This window comes from Pseudarthrobacter sp. IC2-21, assembly GCF_034048115.1.
GTDB lineage: Bacteria > Actinomycetota > Actinomycetes > Actinomycetales > Micrococcaceae > Arthrobacter > Arthrobacter naphthalenicus.
Map to the genome: position 1 here is coordinate 3,303,834 of NZ_CP139145.1, position 16,716 is coordinate 3,320,549.

At 68.5% G+C, this 16,716-nt stretch carries 15 protein-coding genes and 1 pseudogene; 7 read left to right on the forward strand and 9 right to left on the reverse strand.

What is annotated here, in order from left to right:
* Nucleotides 1-90: 90 nt before the first annotated feature.
* The gene (locus SBP01_RS15215; RefSeq protein WP_320536328.1) at nucleotides 91-915 is read right to left on the reverse strand and encodes an SGNH/GDSL hydrolase family protein; all 825 of its coding nucleotides are present in this window, start codon (nucleotides 913-915) and stop codon (nucleotides 91-93) included.
* 168 nt (nucleotides 916-1,083) lie between these two features.
* On the opposite strand from SBP01_RS15215, the gene SBP01_RS15220 reads away from it, so the two are divergent.
* From SBP01_RS15220 to SBP01_RS15230, 3 genes are all read left to right on the forward strand, one after another.
* A complete protein-coding gene (locus SBP01_RS15220; RefSeq protein ID WP_320536329.1) occupies nucleotides 1,084-2,316 on the forward strand; it encodes an amidohydrolase in 1,233 nt (410 codons plus the stop codon).
* A 221-nt stretch (nucleotides 2,317-2,537) separates the two neighbouring features.
* Entirely contained in the window at nucleotides 2,538-2,933 is a 396-nt protein-coding gene (locus tag SBP01_RS15225) for a hypothetical protein (RefSeq protein ID WP_275213431.1), read from the forward strand.
* A gap of 249 nt (nucleotides 2,934-3,182) precedes the next feature.
* Nucleotides 3,183-3,386: a hypothetical protein gene (locus SBP01_RS15230; RefSeq protein WP_275213430.1), complete on the forward strand. Its 204-nt coding sequence runs from the start codon at nucleotides 3,183-3,185 to the stop codon at nucleotides 3,384-3,386.
* A 22-nt stretch (nucleotides 3,387-3,408) separates the two neighbouring features.
* Here the strand turns inward: SBP01_RS15230 and SBP01_RS15235 are convergent, their stop codons facing one another.
* Complete coding sequence (locus SBP01_RS15235) at nucleotides 3,409-4,014, reverse strand: hypothetical protein (RefSeq protein WP_320536330.1); 606 nt, start codon at nucleotides 4,012-4,014, stop codon at nucleotides 3,409-3,411.
* Nucleotides 4,015-4,608: 594 nt separating this feature from the next.
* Between SBP01_RS15235 and SBP01_RS15240 the strand changes: the two genes are divergently transcribed.
* From SBP01_RS15240 to SBP01_RS15250, 3 genes and pseudogenes are all read left to right on the forward strand, one after another.
* Nucleotides 4,609-5,871 (forward strand): MFS transporter, encoded by a 1,263-nt coding sequence (locus tag SBP01_RS15240; protein WP_320536331.1) that lies wholly within the window; start codon nucleotides 4,609-4,611, stop codon nucleotides 5,869-5,871.
* Nucleotides 5,872-5,983: 112 nt separating this feature from the next.
* Nucleotides 5,984-7,327: a Na+/H+ antiporter NhaA gene (gene nhaA, locus SBP01_RS15245; protein WP_320536332.1), complete on the forward strand. Its 1,344-nt coding sequence runs from the start codon at nucleotides 5,984-5,986 to the stop codon at nucleotides 7,325-7,327.
* A gap of 247 nt (nucleotides 7,328-7,574) precedes the next feature.
* A pseudogene (locus tag SBP01_RS15250) lies at nucleotides 7,575-8,606 on the forward strand (winged helix DNA-binding domain-containing protein).
* Nucleotides 8,607-8,624: 18 nt separating this feature from the next.
* Here the strand turns inward: SBP01_RS15250 and SBP01_RS15255 are convergent.
* From SBP01_RS15255 to SBP01_RS15265, 3 genes are all read right to left on the reverse strand, one after another.
* Entirely contained in the window at nucleotides 8,625-9,230 is a 606-nt protein-coding gene (locus SBP01_RS15255) for a PRC-barrel domain-containing protein (protein ID WP_320536333.1), read from the reverse strand.
* 66 nt (nucleotides 9,231-9,296) lie between these two features.
* Complete coding sequence (locus tag SBP01_RS15260; RefSeq protein ID WP_320536334.1) at nucleotides 9,297-9,821, reverse strand: DinB family protein; 525 nt, start codon at nucleotides 9,819-9,821, stop codon at nucleotides 9,297-9,299.
* A 26-nt stretch (nucleotides 9,822-9,847) separates the two neighbouring features.
* The gene (locus tag SBP01_RS15265) at nucleotides 9,848-11,041 is read right to left on the reverse strand and encodes an SLC13 family permease (RefSeq protein WP_320536335.1); all 1,194 of its coding nucleotides are present in this window, start codon (nucleotides 11,039-11,041) and stop codon (nucleotides 9,848-9,850) included.
* Nucleotides 11,042-11,187: 146 nt separating this feature from the next.
* Here SBP01_RS15265 and SBP01_RS15270 point away from each other — a divergent pair, with 146 nt between their 5' ends.
* Nucleotides 11,188-11,622: a universal stress protein gene (locus tag SBP01_RS15270; RefSeq protein ID WP_320536336.1), complete on the forward strand. Its 435-nt coding sequence runs from the start codon at nucleotides 11,188-11,190 to the stop codon at nucleotides 11,620-11,622.
* 18 nt (nucleotides 11,623-11,640) lie between these two features.
* On the opposite strand, the gene SBP01_RS15275 is transcribed toward SBP01_RS15270, so the two are convergent.
* The 4 genes from SBP01_RS15275 to SBP01_RS15290 are packed head-to-tail and all read right to left on the reverse strand — an operon-like array spanning nucleotide 11,641 to nucleotide 16,644.
* The gene (locus SBP01_RS15275; protein ID WP_320536337.1) at nucleotides 11,641-12,825 is read right to left on the reverse strand and encodes an FAD-dependent monooxygenase; all 1,185 of its coding nucleotides are present in this window, start codon (nucleotides 12,823-12,825) and stop codon (nucleotides 11,641-11,643) included.
* Nucleotide 12,826: 1 nt separating this feature from the next.
* Complete coding sequence (locus SBP01_RS15280) at nucleotides 12,827-14,290, reverse strand: dihydrolipoamide acetyltransferase family protein (protein ID WP_320536338.1); 1,464 nt, start codon at nucleotides 14,288-14,290, stop codon at nucleotides 12,827-12,829.
* Nucleotides 14,291-14,293: 3 nt separating this feature from the next.
* Nucleotides 14,294-15,406, reverse strand: a complete 1,113-nt coding sequence (locus SBP01_RS15285; protein WP_320536339.1) for an alpha-ketoacid dehydrogenase subunit beta — start codon at nucleotides 15,404-15,406, stop codon at nucleotides 14,294-14,296.
* The gene (locus tag SBP01_RS15290; RefSeq protein ID WP_320536340.1) at nucleotides 15,403-16,644 is read right to left on the reverse strand and encodes a thiamine pyrophosphate-dependent dehydrogenase E1 component subunit alpha; all 1,242 of its coding nucleotides are present in this window, start codon (nucleotides 16,642-16,644) and stop codon (nucleotides 15,403-15,405) included. The genes SBP01_RS15285 and SBP01_RS15290 overlap by 4 nt, the downstream gene beginning before the upstream one ends.
* Nucleotides 16,645-16,716: the final 72 nt, after the last annotated feature.

The following is a 16,716-nucleotide window of genomic DNA, read 5'->3' on the forward strand; positions in this document are numbered from 1 at the left end:
GTTACTCCGTACCTCCGGGATGCACGTTGCGTTCTTCTGGCCTCGATTCTACCCACGGGCCCCCGAGTTTCCGGGACGCCGGACGGGTGCTCACTTTGTCAGCGCTGCCCAGGACTCCAGGAACTTCTGCGCAAGGTACGCGTGGCCGGCGGTGTTCGGGTGCGCGCCGTCGGCATTGAACCCCGGGCTGTTGGCAGCCGTGAACCAGGGCGCCTCGTAGGCGTCGATAAACGGGGCCTTCGCCAGTACGGCGCCGGCCCGGACGGCGGTGTTCGCGCCACGCAGGGTGTCCGCGAGGGGCTGCGGGGCGGACGGTCCAAGAACAACCACCTGGATGCCTGGCCAGAACCTGCGGGCCGCTTCGATGGTCTGCGCCGTGGCGGCCTTGAGTTCTTCGGGGTCATTGAGCTGGGCGTCGTTCTGGCCGCCTTGCAGAATCAGCAGGTTGGGGACAAAGCGCCGATCCCGGGAGATCTCACGCAGCCGCACCTCGTACTCCCGGCCGCCGTCGTCCTGCGCGCCGCCGCCCCACGCGAAGCCGGTCCCGCCCAAACCGTCGATATTGCTGGGATAGCCCAGCGTGCGGGCAACGTCGTAGGCCCACCCCTGGTCTTCCCGGCCGGCACCGGTCCCCGCTGTGTAAGAATCGCCAAGAATCAGCAGGACGGGCCTGGCCGGAAGCTCAATCTTCGGCTGGCCGGCGGGCGCGGTGGCCGCCGCCGTGGCCGCAGCCACGTAGGCAGTCGGGCCCGGCACCGGGCCAGACGGCAGCAGGCCGGCGGGTTCACCCACGCCCCGCGGATTCATCAGGGCAAGAGCTGCCACGCCGAAGGCAACCACCGCCAGCACCAGGAGCGCTGCGTACTTGATCCATTCCTGCCTGGTCACCCTGGGTCCCCCGCCGTTTCTGCTCACCTGGCAAATCCTAGTTTGCCCGCCGCACTGTGGCTGTAAGGCCCCGTGGGCAGATCGCGTGAGATCGCTGCCCAGTATTCACCTCCGGCCGCCGCGTTCGGGTTTAGGCTGATCATGCCAACTGCGTCTGGCCCGCCCGGGCGCCCCATTTCTCAGAGAGTGATGCGCATGAGCGGCTTCGAGTCAGTGTTGGCAGGACTAGATACAGAGCTCGGCTGGGTCCGGGACTTTTACACCCACCTCCATCGGCATCCAGAAGTAAGCCTCGAGGAACAGCAGACCTCCGCGCTGGTCGCGGAGAAACTCGCCTCCTTTGGCTGCGAGGTCACGCACCTGGGAGGCACCGGCGTCGTCGGCGTCCTCACCAACGGCGAGGGACCCACCGTCCTGGCCCGTGCGGACATGGACGCGCTCCCCGTCACCGAGGCCACCGGGCTCCCCTACTCCTCCGAAGTGGACGGGGTGATGCACGCCTGCGGGCACGACGTCCACGTCAGCACCCTGCTCGGTGCCGCCAAGCTCATGGCCGACGGCCGCGACGCGTGGTCCGGTACCTACATCGCGCTGTTCCAGCCCGCGGAGGAGATCGGCGCCGGGTCGCAGGCAATGGTCGACGACGGCCTGGTCACCAAGGTGCCGCGGCCCGACGTCGCGCTTTCCCAGCACGTGATGCCCATCGCGGCCGGGACGCTCGCCACCACGGCCGGGCCGGTCCTGTCCGCCGGGGATTCGCTGAAGATCACGGTCTACGGCAAGGGCGCGCACGGGTCCATGCCGCACATGGCGGTGGACCCCGTGGTGCTGGCGTCCTCGATTGTGCTGCGGCTGCAGACCGTGGTGTCGCGGGAGACCAAACCCGGGGACTTCGCGGTGGTCACCGTGGGCGCGCTGAACGCGGGGACGAAATCGAACATCATCCCGGACCGCGCCACGCTGCTGCTGAACATCCGCACCTACAGCGATCAGGTCCGGAAAGGCGTGCTCGCCGCGATCGAGCGGATCGTCCGCGGCGAGTGCGTCACCGCAGGCTCGCCGCAGGAACCGGAGTTCGAGTACTACGACCAGTTCCCCCTGACCAGCAACGACGCCGCCGTGACCGAAAAAGTCACGGCCGCCTTCACCCGGCATTTCGCTGAAGGAGCCGTGCTCCAGGCCACGCCGCAGACCGCCTCGGAGGACTTCAGCCGCATCCCGGACGCGTTCGGCGTGCCGTACACGTTCTGGCTCCTGGGCGGCCACGACCCGGAAAAATACCGGGCCGCCGTGGAACGCGGGACCGTGTCCCAGGACATCCCCGGGAACCACTCCCCGTTCTTCGCGCCGGTGCTGGATCCGACGCTTTCCCTGGGTGTGCAGGCCCAAGTTGTTGCCGCAATGTCCTACCTAGCCAAGGATGCGTAAGCCGTGAGCACTGTCCAGTCCTCCGCAAAAACCCAAACCCAGTGGAAGCCGAACGATGCGTGGCTGACCGGCATCGTCCTGGCGGTCATCAACTTCTGGCTGTTCGCGCAGACCCTGCTGAACGTCATTCCCGGCATCCAGGGCTCGCTCGGGATCGAGCGCACCCTGGGGAACCTGGCCGTGTCCATCACGTCCCTGTTCTCCGGCATTTTCATTGTGGTGTGCTGGCCGTCATCGGCTTCACCCTCTTCGGCATCGGCCTGGGCTTCTACGCGACGCCGTCCACGGACGCTGCACTGTCCAACGTGCCCGACGACGAAGCCGGCGCGGCCGCGGGGATCTACAAGATGGCGTCCTCGCTGGGCAACGCGATCGGCGTGGCCATCTCAGCCGCACTGTATGTCGCCGCGCAGGCCATGGACCCTGCCACCATCCAGTCCTGGGGACTGTTCATCGGCAATCAGACGAACGTGGCCCTGCGCTTCGGCGGGGCCGTGGGCATCCTGTTCAACCTGCTGATGGTGGTGGTGGCCATCATCGCCATCATGCTCACCGTCCCCAACGAGCGGGCCGGGAAGCGCCCGGAGGTCCCGGCCACGCCGTCCATCGGCAGCTGACCCCAAGGAACGCTCTCTCACTTAATGTGGCTTTCCCGGGAACCCTCTCTCACTTAACGTGGCATTTCGGGGAACCCTCTCGCACTCAAGTACGACGCCGGCACTTGCCTCAAGTGCCGGCGTCGTACTTTGGCAACTGATCGATACAAGTCACCCCCATAACCCGCTCCCGGCCCTAAGCTGAAGGCTCAGGCACGCACAGATCCGGTGCCCGGACCAGGAACACCGAGGAGAGGCAGAGGCGACGTCATGAGCGATGAGTCATTGCAGAAGAAGGTCGACGAGACGGTGGAGGCGCTCGAGGACGAGCAGCCCACCATGGAGTTCGAGCACCAGGTCAGCGGCGAGGACTGGCACGGCGACGCCGCCGATCAGGCCAACGATCTGCGCGCCTATGAAGAGGAAGCCGAAATCCTGGCCCAGTCACGACGCCGCACAGACAAGGACAAGTAGCCGGCCGGCACTTTAGGGCCCGTTACTTGGTGACCAGTTCGTTCCCGTAGCCCGAGTCGCACTGCCCGTCGTGGATCACGCCGTCGCCGGGGGCCACCACGTAGTTGTCGGGCGGATTGAACACGGCCTTCCTCACGCCCGTGACTTTCAGCGTGCAGCGCCGGGCAAACCTGTCGCTTTCGTTCTGGCCGCCGATCCACATGTCCAGCCAGATCGAGGCGCTGCCGTGTTCTTCCGCGCCGCTGTGGCAGGGACCGTCCTCCGGCGTGGGCCCGTCCCCGCAGGTGTCTTCCACAATGAAGTACCGCCGCACGTCCGGCAGGTAGATGCGGGTTCCCGGCTCATAGTCCAGGACGTCTTTGCCCGTTTCGAGGGAATGGCCGACGGCGATGGTCACCGGATCTTCATAGGTACCCCGTCCGCCGGCCGTCTTGTGCAGTATCGGGTGGCTGATGATGGGCGATCCCTTGGGTGTGTTGTCCTGCCAGGTGTAGGCCGTGACGTAGACGTCAGTGCCGGCCGTCTGGTCCGGTTTGGGCGGCGGCGGGCTGCTGCAGGAGGCGGCCGCCAACGCCACCGCGAGCAGGCCCGGGACAAGGAACGTTCTCTTACTCACCCGGTTGGTCATTGTGGCCTCCTGCGGCGACGGGGCTGGGGGTGCTGGCGTCGGCCGCAGGGGGCGGCCCGTCATGTTGGCGGCTCCCCGTAGGGATCCACGGGTGCTGCCGAACTACTCGAGAGCCCCAGTTCCCACGGGTTCACGAGCATCTGGCCAGCTACCTGTGGCTGGGCCGACGCCGCGGCACACTCATCGCAGCGGCCCACGAACTGGTGCGGGCAATCCATAGGATCAACCCCTTCTCCGGTTGAAACTCTGACTCGCATGTGAACCTCCCGCTCCTGTCCACGTCGCGATCGGCGGGGCTCTCATTGTTCGGGTATCTCGCTTGTGGCGCCGGCGGTGACCGCAGCGGCACCCATCCTGAATCCCGCCGGCAGGATCAGTAAACCGGATCCGCCGGCAGGTTGCACGAGTAACCGGTACTCAAGTTCTGCACCCACCATTACCCAGCATTACCCACCGCGGGACAACGCGGCAACGCTCCTTCCAGGACCGGATGAGGATTTATACGATGGGGACGTGAGATTCCGTGCGAACCCTTCCCGCCGCCGCCCCGGGCTCTGAGTGAAGAGCGCCGACCCAGGCTCCCCCGGCCGGACCGTGACGGGACCGCCCCTGACGGCGTTCCGGTTCATCGTGGTCTTCGGCATCATCAGCGCCCTGATGGACATGGTTTACGAAGGGGCCAGGAGCGTCACCGGACCGTTCCTGGGACTGCTGGGGGCCTCTGCCCTGCTAATCAGTGTCATCACGGGCGCGGGCGAGGCAGTGGCCCTGGTTTTCCGCCTGGTCTTCGGCCGCCTGGCAGATCGGCCCCGGCTCCGGTGGGGGTTGGCGATGACGGGCTACGGCCTCACAGCACTGTCCGTGCCGCTGCTGGGGATAACCAGTGCCCTGTGGATTGCGTGCCTGCTTGTTCTGGCGGAGCGCATGGGCAAAGCCGTGCGGAGTCCGGCAAAGGACACCATGCTCGCCGAGGCCGGCACGGGGCTGGGGCGCGGCAAGGCGTTCGCGTTCCATGAGGCATTGGATCAGGTGGGCGCGTTCGTCGGCCCGCTGCTGATCGGCGCGGCGCTGTCACTGTCCGGCAGCTACGGCCCGGGGTTCCTGCTGCTTGCGGTGCCCGGGGCGACGGCCATGCTGCTTCTGTTCTGGCTAAGGAAGCGCGTTCCGGACCCGTCCCTTTATGAGGTGCCCGCGCCGGGCGGGGAGCCGGCCGGCGCACAGGGTTCAGCCGGGCCGGGCCCGTCAGCCGCGCCGGTCCCGTCAGCCGCCACTCCCCCAGCGGCTCCTCCAAAGCCGGCCCCCATGCCGCGGCAGTTCTGGATGTACGCAGCGTTCAGCAGCCTGACGATGTTCGGCTATGCAACGTTCGGGCTGCTCTCCTTCCACCTGGTGGCCACCGGACTCCTGCCGCCGGCACTGGTGCCCGTCCTGTACGCCGTGGCCATGGCGGTGGATGCGGTGGCGGCGCTGGCTTCGGGCTGGCTCTACGACCGGATCGGGCTGAAGGTCCTGCTGGCTCTCCCGGTCCTTGCCGCGGCCGTGCCGTGGCTCGGTTTCAGCAACAGCACCCCGCTGGCAGTCGCCGGCGCGCTGGTCTGGGGAGCGGCCATGGGCGTCCAGGAAAGCACCATGCGGGCCGCGGTGGCCGAACTGGCCCCGACTGGCCGGCGCGGCAGCGCCTACGGCATCTTCACCGCCTGCTACGGCCTCGCCTGGCTGGCCGGAAGCGTCCTCATCGGGCTGCTGTACGAGCAGTCCATCCCGGCCCTGGCCGTCACCCTGACCGTCATCCAGGCCGCCGCCCTGGCCATCTTCGTTGCCGTCCGGCCGCACCGGGCCGGAGCCGCCAAAGAGTAGTGCGCCGCAGCCGGCGGTTAGTGCGCCGAGTCCGGCCCGGTAGACTTGTTGGAGGTGAGCCGGGAAGTCTGGTCGGCATGTATTTTGTCGACCCACTGTTTAGGACACCTTCATGCCTAAGAATCCCTTCCTTCCTTCGCGCTCCTCCGTCCTGGGACGGGGAAGCTACGGCGAAGTACTGCGCATCGGCGCCATCCTGCGGAAGGAAACCGTTGGCGGCATCCTGCTGGTCGCAGCTGCCGTCATCGCCCTGATCTGGGCCAACTCGCCGGTTGCCGATAGCTACTTCGCGCTGCGGGACCTCCGCATCGGGTACGAGCCCTGGCACCTGGACCTCAGCCTGGGGGCCTGGGCTGCGGACGGGCTGCTGGCCATCTTCTTCTTCCTGGTGGGGCTGGAGCTCAAGCGGGAGTTCGTGGCCGGGGACCTCCGCCAGTTCAGCAAGTCCGTGGTGCCCATCGCCGCCGCGGTGGGAGGCGTGGCGGTACCTGCCGTCATCTATGCGCTGATCAACCTGACCAGCCCCGAAACGTTGCAGGGCTGGGCCATCCCCACGGCCACGGACATCGCGTTCGCCGTCGCGGTCCTGGCGATCATCGGCTCCCATCTGCCCAGCGCCTTGCGGATCTTCCTGCTGACGTTGGCCGTGGTGGACGACCTGCTGGCCATCAGCATCATCGCGGTGTTCTATTCCAGCGACATCCAGGCCGGCCCGCTGCTGCTGGCCCTCATTCCACTGGCCCTCTACACCTTCCTGGCCCAGAAATACCGCCGGTTCTTCGGCGCCAAGCCCGCCGCGGCCTGGCTGATCCTGCTTCCCCTGGGGCTGCTCACCTGGGGACTGGTGCACGCCTCCGGCATCCACGCCACGGTGGCCGGCGTCCTGCTGGGCTTTGCCATCCCGGTGATCCGCTCCGCTGCCAGCGGCGGCCCCGCCGCCGGCCCGGGCCTGGCGGAAATCTTCGAGCACCGCTTCCGGCCGATTTCCGCCGGCATTGCCGTCCCCATCTTTGCGTTCTTCTCTGCCGGGGTGGCTGTGGGCGGCTGGAACGGCCTGGGCGCGGCACTGACGGACCCCGTGGCCATCGGCATCATCGTGGCGCTGGTGGTGGGCAAACCCGCCGGGATCCTGGGAACCACCTGGCTCCTCACCAAGGCCACGAGGGCGTCGCTGGACAAGTCCCTGAAGTGGATCGATGTGTTCGGGATGTCCCTGCTGGCGGGGATCGGCTTCACGGTCTCGCTCCTGGTGGCCGAGCTGAGCTTCGGGCACGGCAGCATCCACGATGACCACGCCAAGGTGGGCATCCTGGCCGCGTCGCTTATCTCCGCCCTCCTGGCGTCGTCCGTGCTGGTCACCCGCAACCGTCAGTACCGGGCCGTGGAGGCGGAAGAGTCCGTGGACACCGACCACGACGGCGTCCCGGACGTTTACGAGGAAGATCACCGCGCGTAACCTGACGAGCGGGTGACCGGACCTGCGCCAGGCGCGGCGCCGCACCGAAGCCACAACGCGCCCTGGTCAGACGCGATAAGGTGCCCGTGTGGCTGAGAAGGTTTCTGCGGGCGAGGTCATTGCGTTCCGGCTGAACGCCCACCACCTCACCAAACGCGTGGGGGCCGAGGGGCTGCTCGAAGCGGCCGGCCGGTGCGGCATTCAAAACAGCCCGCCCGGCGCGGCGCTGCTGGCCCTGCATGCCAGGGTGCAGGGCATCGCGCAGGAACGGGTGGCCGCGGCGATCGCTGAAGACAAAAGCCTGCTGCAGACGTGGTCCATGCGCGGCGCGCCGTTCCTCTTCCCGACGGCGGACGCGCCGGTGTTCACCACGGGGGTGTTGCCTCCAACCGAGCAGGCGATGCGGCACTTCATTCCCGGCGTGGAACAGGCCGTGGACCGGCTCGGCATTCCCCTGGCCCGCGCCGTCGAATTCTGCGGCACCGAGATCGATGCGGTGCTGTCCCACCGCAGGCTCACCATCAAGGACCTGGGCCAGGAGCCCGCCCGGCGGATCGCCCTCAGACTGACGCCGGACCAGCGCCTCCTCTGGGAAGCGGAAGGACCCTACGCACCGGGCCAGCCGCTCGGCGAGGCCGTGGTCCATTTCTGTATCCGGATCCTCACGCTGCAGGGACGCGTCTGTTTCGCCCCCCGCGAGGGAAACCAGGCCCCGTTCGTCCTGGTCAGGGAGTGGCTGGGCCACGCCATTACGGGCACTCACCCGGACACCGCGCGGGCCGAACTGCTTCGCCGCTACTTGCGCTGCTACGCACCCTCCACGAGGGCCGGCTTCGCTGCGTGGCTGGGAATCAACGCTGGGGATACGGGCCCCTAGTGGGACCTGGTCCGGGAGGAGCTGACTGCCGTCGAGTTCGGCGGCACTGCGTGGATCCTCACCGAGGACCTTCCCGCGCTGCGGTCCGCCCCGCCGGCCGATGGAGTGCGTCTGCTCCCGCCGCACGACCCGTACACCCACATGCGTGACCGCGAGACCATCGTCGCCCGCGAGCACCACCGGGAACTGTGGAGGCCGGTGGGCGACCCGGGCGCGGTCCTCATCAGCGGGCAGATCGCCGGCACCTGGCGGCCGCGGAAGGACGGCCGGAAACTGACCGTCGCCATCACCGCCTTCCGCCCGGTGTCGGCACCTGACAAGGAGCTGCTGCACCGTGAAGCGCAGCAGATCGCGGCGTTGCGGGGCGCCGCGTCCGCGGACGTGGTATTCGACGCCGAGTGACCCCTGGACCGGGCGCGATTAGTGACGCGGGCCCGGCGGCGGCGGTGGCGGACCGGCGTGCGGGTGCAGGTGCGGGGGCACGTGTCTGTGCAGGTGCGGCGGCGGGGGCGGGGGGCCGCCGTGAGGCCGCGGGGGCGGAGGCGGTTTCCGCACGTCCGGTGCGCCGACGTCGTCGGCCCTTCCCTCCGCGGCCGCCGCACCTACTGCCGCTGCCGCGGGTGCGGTGTCATCCGGCGCGGTTTCCCCGGCTGCCCCGCTGACCTGCTCCTGCACGGTTTCCGTGGCACCTTCACCGGACTCGCCCTGGTAGAGCCCGTAGTAGCTGTAGAGTTCCTGCTCCTGGGTCTCCGTGATGGCGCCGCGGTCGCTCTCGATGCGCGGGCCGTTCTTCACCGTGTCCTTCGTGAACGCCACCCGGATCACGGATTCCTCGAGGCTGGCACCGGTGAGCGGGGCGAAGGATTCGGACATGCCGAACAGGCCGGTCCGCACGGTGACGAAGGCCGGCTCGCCGGAATCGCCGCTGGTGAAGATCTGTTCCACGGAGCCGATCTTCTCCCCGGCCGCGTCCACCACGATCCCTCCGTTGAGGACGATGTTGTCGATGTCCTGCAGGCTGAGCATGGGTCGCTCCTTCTGGGTGAGTGGTCCGGCACATGGTGGCCTGGCTTTATTCTGTCCCGCGACGCGTTACGTGGGCGGAAGGCTCAGCTGCTTGGCGTGAAAGTCGAAGTGGAGCGTGGGGTAGGCGTAGACGTCGTTCAGGCTCATCACGGGTTGGAAGAACGGGTCCCACCTGTCGGGGAACGGCATGGAGCGGGCGAGGCTGGCAGGAGTTTCGCGGTCCAGCTGCCGGGTCAGGGCCGCGATGGTCTTCGCGAGTTTCCGCGCCATCCGCCGGCGGTTGAAGAACGTCGCCGCCGCGCGCGAGCCCCAGTAATTCACGACGTCGAAGGGCCGGGTTCCCGCGTTCAGCACCGCCGCGAACGCCCTGCCCGCCGGTGCGGGGAGCCTGCTGACCAGCCGGACCAGGGGAAGCAGGGCCCGGACCACCATGTAGCCGAACACCATGTGGAAGAGCAGTTCCTCGTTGGTCCACCGGGTCCCGCTGCTCCGGCGGCGAAGATCCTCCGTGGTGGCGCCGGCCAGCCGGGCTTGCAGTTCCTGCTGCGCGCGGCGGTAGCCGGCCTCGATCTCGGCTTTGGTTGGATTCATGGCGTGCCCTCCTGTGTGGTCCACAACTACCCTGCGGCGGCCAGGGCCAGGACCGCGGCGAACACGGTCAGGGGCGCCACCATCAGGCCGAACAGCGCGTAGCCGCGCCAGGTGATCAGGACGTTCATCCGCACCAGCCGGTCGTGCCAGAGCAGGGTGGCCAGCGAGGCCCATGGCGTGATGAGCGGGCCGGCGTTGACCCCGATCAGCAGGGCCGCCATCCGCTGCGGCGTTTCAGCCAGGGGTTCGGCCAGCAGGTAGGCGGGCAGATTGTTCAGCACGTTCGAACCCGCCGCACCGGTGGCGGCCAGCCGGAGCAGTTCGGGGAAGCTCTCCCCCGTGCCGGCGAGTTGGCCCACGAATGCCGAGGCGCCCAGGTGCCGGGCGGTTTCCATCACCAGGAAGAGTCCGGAGGCGAACAGCAGCAGGGACCACGGCACCAGCTGCACTTTGAGGACCCGGGGGCGCCGGAACGCGAAGACCGCACCCAGGACCAGCGCGGCGGCCGCGGCGGGGATCCAGACCGGAACGCCGGACACCAGCGCCGGCAGCAGCAGCGCCAGCACCACAGCGGTGCCGCCGAGCAGGACGCGGTCCGTGGATACCGCCGTCGAACTTCCGGTTTCCGCAGCCGGCCGGACCCGCCCCACGGGGATCCGCGAATAGCGTTTGCTCAGATCGCGGCGGAAAACGAGGGCAATGAACACCAGCGGCACCAGCACCGCAGCGAGGGACGGCGCCCACATCAGGGCCGCGAAGCCGGCCGGGCTGATCCCGCCCAGGCTGTGCTGCGCCAGCAGGTTGGTCAGGTTGGAGATGGGCAGCAGCAGGCTCGCAGTGTTCGCCAGCCACACGGTCATCAGGGCAAACGGCAGCGGCGGCAGACCGGCCTGCCGGGTCACGCTGACCACCACCGGGGTCAGCAGCACCGCCGTGGTGTCCAGCGAGAGGAAGATGGTGCTCAGCGTGGCGAACACGGCCAGGAACAGCCAGAGCAGGAAGCTGTAGCCGCGGCCCCAGTGCCGGAACCGGCGTGCAATCCACAGGAAGATGCCCGCCTCGCTGGCCAGCTCGGTCACCACGGTCATGGCGACGACGAACAACAGGATGGGTGCCACCCGGTCAACCAGCGCGGCCAGGTCAGCCGCGGGCAGCGTCCCTGTGACCGCCGCCACCGCGCCGGCCGCCAGCAGTACCGCTCCAATGATCGCCAGACGCATGAACGGATTCTAGTCCGGTTTCCTTGGCCCTAGCGGGAAGGGTCCGTGGAGGTTAGCCGTGTGGCCTTGACCCCTTCGGGCGACGGGCACAGACTGGCACTGCCGGGGGCGATGGCAGTGAGTCGGCGCGCGGAAGGACAGAAGACATGGACGCCAGCGGTAGGTTCCTCGTCGTGGTGGGTGTGGACGGTTCCGAGCAGTCCTTGGCCGCTCTTCGGTGGGCCGTGGACGAAGCCCGTCTCAGGCACGGCAGCGTCCGGGCCGTCACGGCGTGGCATTACCCGCCAGTGCCGTCAACGGTGGAGGACAGCGTCAGCAACGACTCCTTTCACGCCGCTGAGCGTCTCCAGGCTGACGCATTGAAGGCCGTCGCCGCTGACGGCGTGGACACCGAGGGAATACTCGTTCGTGACTTGGCCTCCAGCGCTTTGCTGGACGCCAGCAAGGATGCGGACCTGCTGGTTGTGGGCTCCCGGGGCCACGGCGGTTTCGCAGGGCTGCGGCTGGGTTCAATCTCCAGCCAGGTGATTCACCACGCACCCTGTCCTGTGCTGGTTGTCCGGCCCCGGAGCGGGTCCTGATATCAGGCGTGGACGGGGCTACTTGGCGATCCGGCCCACGATCTGGCGGGCAACCAACCGGTCGATGCCGGGCAGATGAGTGGCCCGGATGATCCAACGCCGCAGCAGGCGCTGAGTTCTGTTGGCGGGGAGAAACGATGCCGCGGTACGCCGCCCGGCAGCCTGGGCCTCCTCGACGAGGGGCCGCCAGCGTCGCTCGAATTCGGTGAGGGCCGGGCTGATTCCGCCGGGCGAGGTGACCGGCCCCAGGATGTCACCGAGCAGCGCGGCACCGGCGATCGCCAGCGAGCCGCCCTGGCCCGCGAGGAGTGAGACGGCTCCGCAGGCGTCCCCTACGAGGACGGTCCGTCCCCGCTGCCAGTGCGGCATGACAATCTGTGCCACCACGTCGTCGTACGGATGTTCGGGGCATAGTTCCAGCAGCCGGTCCACGGCCTGGCCGAGCCCGGCGAACTCCCGGCGCAGCCTGTCCCGCGGACTCCCGGATGGCTGGTGTCCTGGAGCGGCTGCGGCATCCCGGTAGACCATAAAGGCCGCCACCTCATCCGAACGGAGGCTGTAGAGACCGGCCATTCGGTTGATGCTGTCGGTGAGGACGAACCGGTTCCGGAAGCGGGCGTTGAGGACGGGTTCGGTGACGATGAACGCGGCGGCACGCATGCCCATGGGTCGCAGGAACCTGTCCTCGGGCCCGAACATCCGGGACCGCACCGTGGAGTGGACGCCGTCAGCACCTATCAGTACGTCAGCGGTCACGTCCTGCTGGCCACCCGCCGTGACCCGCACGCCGCCGTCGTCATCATCCCGGATCCGGGACACCGCCGCCCCGTAGCGGACCCGGACCCGGCCCGGTGGCACGTCCTCGAGGGCAGCGAGGGCGGCCTGTTCCATGTCCGGCCGCAGCAGGCTCAGGACCTTCCCGCCGGCAAGCCTGGCGAAGCGGTCATAGTCCAGGCTGGACGTGGGGCGGCCGGCGGCGTCGACGTACTCCGCCGCCTCCACGTGATAAGCCACGGCGGCGAGTCGCGGGTAGAGGCCGATCCGCTCCGCAGCCTCCACGCCGGGACCAAAAAAGTCCATCATGTATCCGTCAGGGCGCGGAGCCGCGGATTTCTCGAGGAGCTCAACGTCCCAGCCGGCCAGGCCGAGTTGGCGGGCCGCCACCAGGCCCGCGATGCCTGCCCCCACCACCACGGCCTTCATCTCAGAGCTCCGCGAGCACGCTCCCCGGGTTCTCGATCGCGTCCGCCACGAACCGGAGGAACCCGGCTGCCGTGCCGCCGTCGCACACGCGGTGATCGAAGGTGAGCGTCAGCTCGGTGACCTTGCGGACGGCCAGCTCGCCGTTCACCACCCACGGCTTGTCCATGATGCGCCCCACGCCGAGGATCGCCACCTCGGGGTGGTTGATGATGGCCGCGGATCCGTCCACGCCGAACACGCCGTAGTTGTTCAGCGTGAAGGTGCCGCTGCCCAGCTGCTCCGGGGTCCCCTTGCCTTCGCGCACGACGGCGGTGAGCCGGCGGATCTCCCTGTCCAGTTCGCGGGCGCTGAGTTTCTCGGCGTTGCGGATGGAGGGCACCGTCAGTCCGCGGTCTGTCTGCGCGGCGAAGCCAAGGTTGACCCCGTCGAAGGACACGATCTCCTGGGCGCCGTCCGCCGTGGCCTCGATGCGGGTGTTCAGCTCCGGGAATCGTTTTAACCCGGCCGTGACAAAACGGGCGATGAACGCCAGCAGGCCCGGCGCCGTGTGCGAATCGGCCTTCTTCAGCCCGGCCCGGAGCTCCACCAGGGCGGTGGCATCCACGTCCACCCAGACCGTGGCTTCCGGAATCTCCTGCCGGCTGCGGGTCATGTTGGCGGCGACCACCTTGCGGACCCCCTTGACGGGCGTCCGGGCTGAAATGGGCAGGCCCGTGCGCGAATCAGTGCCGGTCTGGGCTTCGGTAACCGTAGGCCGCGGCTCACGAACAGGACGCGGCTCAGCCACAGGGCTCGGCGCCACGTCCGGAGTGCTGATGGCCGCCTCAACATCGCGGCGCATGATCAGTCCGCTCTCACCCGAACCGTTGAGTTCGCCGAGGTCCACACCGTGTTCGCGGGCCATCCGCCGCACCAGTGGGGAAATGACGGCGCCTAGCTTCCCGGGCACCCGGGTGCGGAGCAGCGAGAGGTCCACCTCCGGAGTTTCAACCGTGGGCGCTCCGGCGGGCTCAGCCACCGAAAAAGCCCTGCGCGGTGCCCGGGTGCGCCGCACCTGGCCGGCACCGCCGGGAGTCCCGTAGCCGATCAGCACGTTGCCGGACCCGGCCTTCTCCTCCTCCCTGTAAGCATTTGCGGCGGCGGCTTCAACCACGGGCTCCTCGGCAGTGGAAGGGGCGGGGGCGGCATCATCCGCGCCAGCCCCAGCAACAGCAGAGCCAACAGGCGCCACCGAAATCAGCGGCTTCCCCACGTCCAGCGTCTGCCCGGGCTCGCCGTGCAGCTCGGCCACGGTCCCGGCGTAGGGCGAGGGCACTTCCACCACGGACTTGGCGGTCTCCACCTCGGCGATCGGCTGGTCCACGCGGACCTCGTCGCCCACGGCCACCAGCCAGTTGATCAGTTCGGCTTCGGTGAGGCCTTCGCCGAGATCGGGCAGCATGAATACTTGCAGTGCAGAGGTCATTGGTCAGTCTTCCCACTGGAGGTCGTCAACGGCGTCGAGGATGCGGTCCACGCCGGGCAGGTAGTAGTGCTCAAGCTTCGGCGCCGGGTACGGGACGTCGAACCCGGTCACGCGGCGGATGGGCGCGGCGAGGTGGTGGAAGCAGCGTTCCTGGACCCGCGCCACGATCTCGGAGGACACGGACGCGAAGCCGTGCGCCTCGGCGATCACCACGGCCCGGCCGGTCTTGCGGACGGACGCGCACACGGTCTCGTCGTCGAACGGCACAATGGAGCGGATGTCGATGACTTCCAGCGAGCGGCCCTCCTCGGCAGCGGCGGCAGCCGCCGCGAGCGCCGTGGGCACGGACGGCCCGTACGCGATGAGCGTCGCGTCAGTGCCGGAACGCGCGACGGCGGCGCGCCCCTCCGAGGACGTGCCCGCCTCGCGATTCGCGGAGTGAGCGGAACGCAGGCGGTCGAGGTCCACCATGTCCTTGGACCAGTAGAGCTTCTTGGGCTCCATGAACATGACGGGATCGTCCGAGTCGATGGCCTCCCGCAGCATCCGGTAGGAATCGGCCACGGTGGCGGGGGTGAAGACCTTCAGGCCGGCGGTGTGGGCGTAGTAGGACTCGGAGGAGTCGCAGTGGTGCTCCACTCCCCCGATGCCGCCGGCGTAGGGAACCCGGATCACCATGGGCAGCTTCAGGGCGCCCTTGGTGCGGTTGTGCATCTTGGCCACGTGGCTGACGATCTGCTGGAACGCCGGGTAGGCGAAGGCGTCAAACTGCATCTCAACCACCGGCCGCATGCCGTTCATGGCCATGCCCACGGCCATGCCCACAATGCCGGACTCGGCCAGGGGTGTGTCGAAGCAGCGCTGCTCGCCGAACGTGCGGGTGAGGCCGTCGGTGATGCGGAAGACGCCGCCCAACTGGCCCACGTCCTCGCCGAACACCAGGACGGAGTTATCGGCGTGCATGGCGTCGGCCAGGGCAGTGTTCAGGGCCTTGGCCATGGTGACGGACTGCGGCCCGGTAGCCTCGGCCGCGGAAGCTGCTGAGGCGGCTGCCCGGGCCGTGGCGGCGCTGACGTTACCGTTCGCCTCGGAGGAGGTAGTGACTGTCGGGCTCATTTGGAGGCCTCCCGGGAGGATGCGTCGCGGGCAAGTTCGTCGGCCAGCAGGGCCGACTGTTCGCGAAGTTGTGGTGTGGGTTCGGAAAAGACATGGCGGAAGAGCTCTTGCGGGTCCACCGGAACCTCCTCACCCAGCCCCTCGCGAAGCTGAGTGGCAACATCTTCCGCGTGCGCGGCAATCCTGGTGGCGCCGTCGTCGTCCAGTATTCCGCGGTCGGTGAGGTACGTCCGCATCCGGGTCACCGGATCCTTGGCCAGCCACTCGGCAACTTCACTGTCCTGGCGGTAGCGGGTGGCGTCGTCGGCGTTGGTATGGGCCTGCATCCGGTAGGTGTTGGCCTCCACCAGGAGCGGGCCGGAGCCGCCGCGGGCGAGCGCCACGGCGCGGTCCAGCACGGCGAGGAGGGCGACGACGTCGTTGCCGTCCACGCGTTCGCCGGCCATGCCGTAGCCAACGGCCTTGTGCGCCAGGGAGGGGGCCACGGACTGGTGCGCCAGCGGAACGGAGATGGCGTACTTGTTGTTCTGCACAAAGAAGATGACGGGCAGGTGGAAGACGGCGGCGAAGTTCAGGGCCTCGTGAAAGTCGCCTTCGCTGGTGGCGCCGTCGCCGCACATGGCCAGGACCACGGTGTCCTCGCCGCGGAGCTTGGCCGCATGCGCCACCCCGACGGCGTGCAGCAGCTGGGTGGTCAGCGGCGTGCACTGGATGCCCACCTTGTGCCGGGCGGGGTCGTAGCCGCTGTGCCAGTCGCCGCGGAAGATGGTCATGGTCTGCACGGGATCAACCCCGCGGGTCATGACCGCCACGGCGTCCCGGTAGGTGGGGAACAGCCAGTCGCCCTCGGCGAGGCAGAGCGCCGCGGCCACCTGGCAGGCTTCCTGCCCGTGGCTGGACGGGTACACGGCCATGCGGCCCTGCCGGACGAGTGCCGAGTTCTGGTCGTTGACGCGGCGTCCGACGACGAGCTGCTCGTACGCTGCCAGCAGTTCGGCATCGCCGGGCACGGGGTACTCGTGGCCGGGTTCGGTGCCCTGCTCGCCTTCGGCCAGGAGCCGGCCCTCCGGGTCCACCATCTGGATCTGGTGCCGGGCGGGGAGCATGTAGTCCTCCGCCGTGATGCCGAACTTGCGGACGGCTTCGGTCACGGCGTTTTCAGCCGGCGGGCGTGGGTCCCGGTCCGGCGCAGAGCCGGGGGCGGTGCGGGGCGCAGAGTGGTCCGCGGAGATCGTCATTGGTCAGTCCTTCTGTAGCCACTATTCCTTCCCAGTATTGACCTAACTGATGTTTCGTATCCAGACCTGAGA

Coding starts and splice junctions, on each gene's coding strand:
- SBP01_RS15220 (WP_320536329.1), top strand. CDS start 1,084: ATGAGCGGCTTCGAGTCAGTGTTGGCAGGACTAGATACAGAGCTCGGC.
- SBP01_RS15230 (WP_275213430.1), top strand. CDS start 3,183: ATGAGCGATGAGTCATTGCAGAAGAAGGTCGACGAGACGGTGGAGGCG.
- SBP01_RS15235 (WP_320536330.1), bottom strand. CDS start 4,014: ATGACCAACCGGGTGAGTAAGAGAACGTTCCTTGTCCCGGGCCTGCTC.
- nhaA (WP_320536332.1), top strand. CDS start 5,984: ATGCCTAAGAATCCCTTCCTTCCTTCGCGCTCCTCCGTCCTGGGACGG.
- SBP01_RS15255 (WP_320536333.1), bottom strand. CDS start 9,230: ATGCTCAGCCTGCAGGACATCGACAACATCGTCCTCAACGGAGGGATC.
- SBP01_RS15260 (WP_320536334.1), bottom strand. CDS start 9,821: ATGAATCCAACCAAAGCCGAGATCGAGGCCGGCTACCGCCGCGCGCAG.
- SBP01_RS15265 (WP_320536335.1), bottom strand. CDS start 11,041: ATGCGTCTGGCGATCATTGGAGCGGTACTGCTGGCGGCCGGCGCGGTG.
- SBP01_RS15270 (WP_320536336.1), top strand. CDS start 11,188: ATGGACGCCAGCGGTAGGTTCCTCGTCGTGGTGGGTGTGGACGGTTCC.
- SBP01_RS15275 (WP_320536337.1), bottom strand. CDS start 12,825: ATGAAGGCCGTGGTGGTGGGGGCAGGCATCGCGGGCCTGGTGGCGGCC.
- SBP01_RS15280 (WP_320536338.1), bottom strand. CDS start 14,290: ATGACCTCTGCACTGCAAGTATTCATGCTGCCCGATCTCGGCGAAGGC.
- SBP01_RS15285 (WP_320536339.1), bottom strand. CDS start 15,406: ATGAGCCCGACAGTCACTACCTCCTCCGAGGCGAACGGTAACGTCAGC.
- SBP01_RS15290 (WP_320536340.1), bottom strand. CDS start 16,644: ATGACGATCTCCGCGGACCACTCTGCGCCCCGCACCGCCCCCGGCTCT.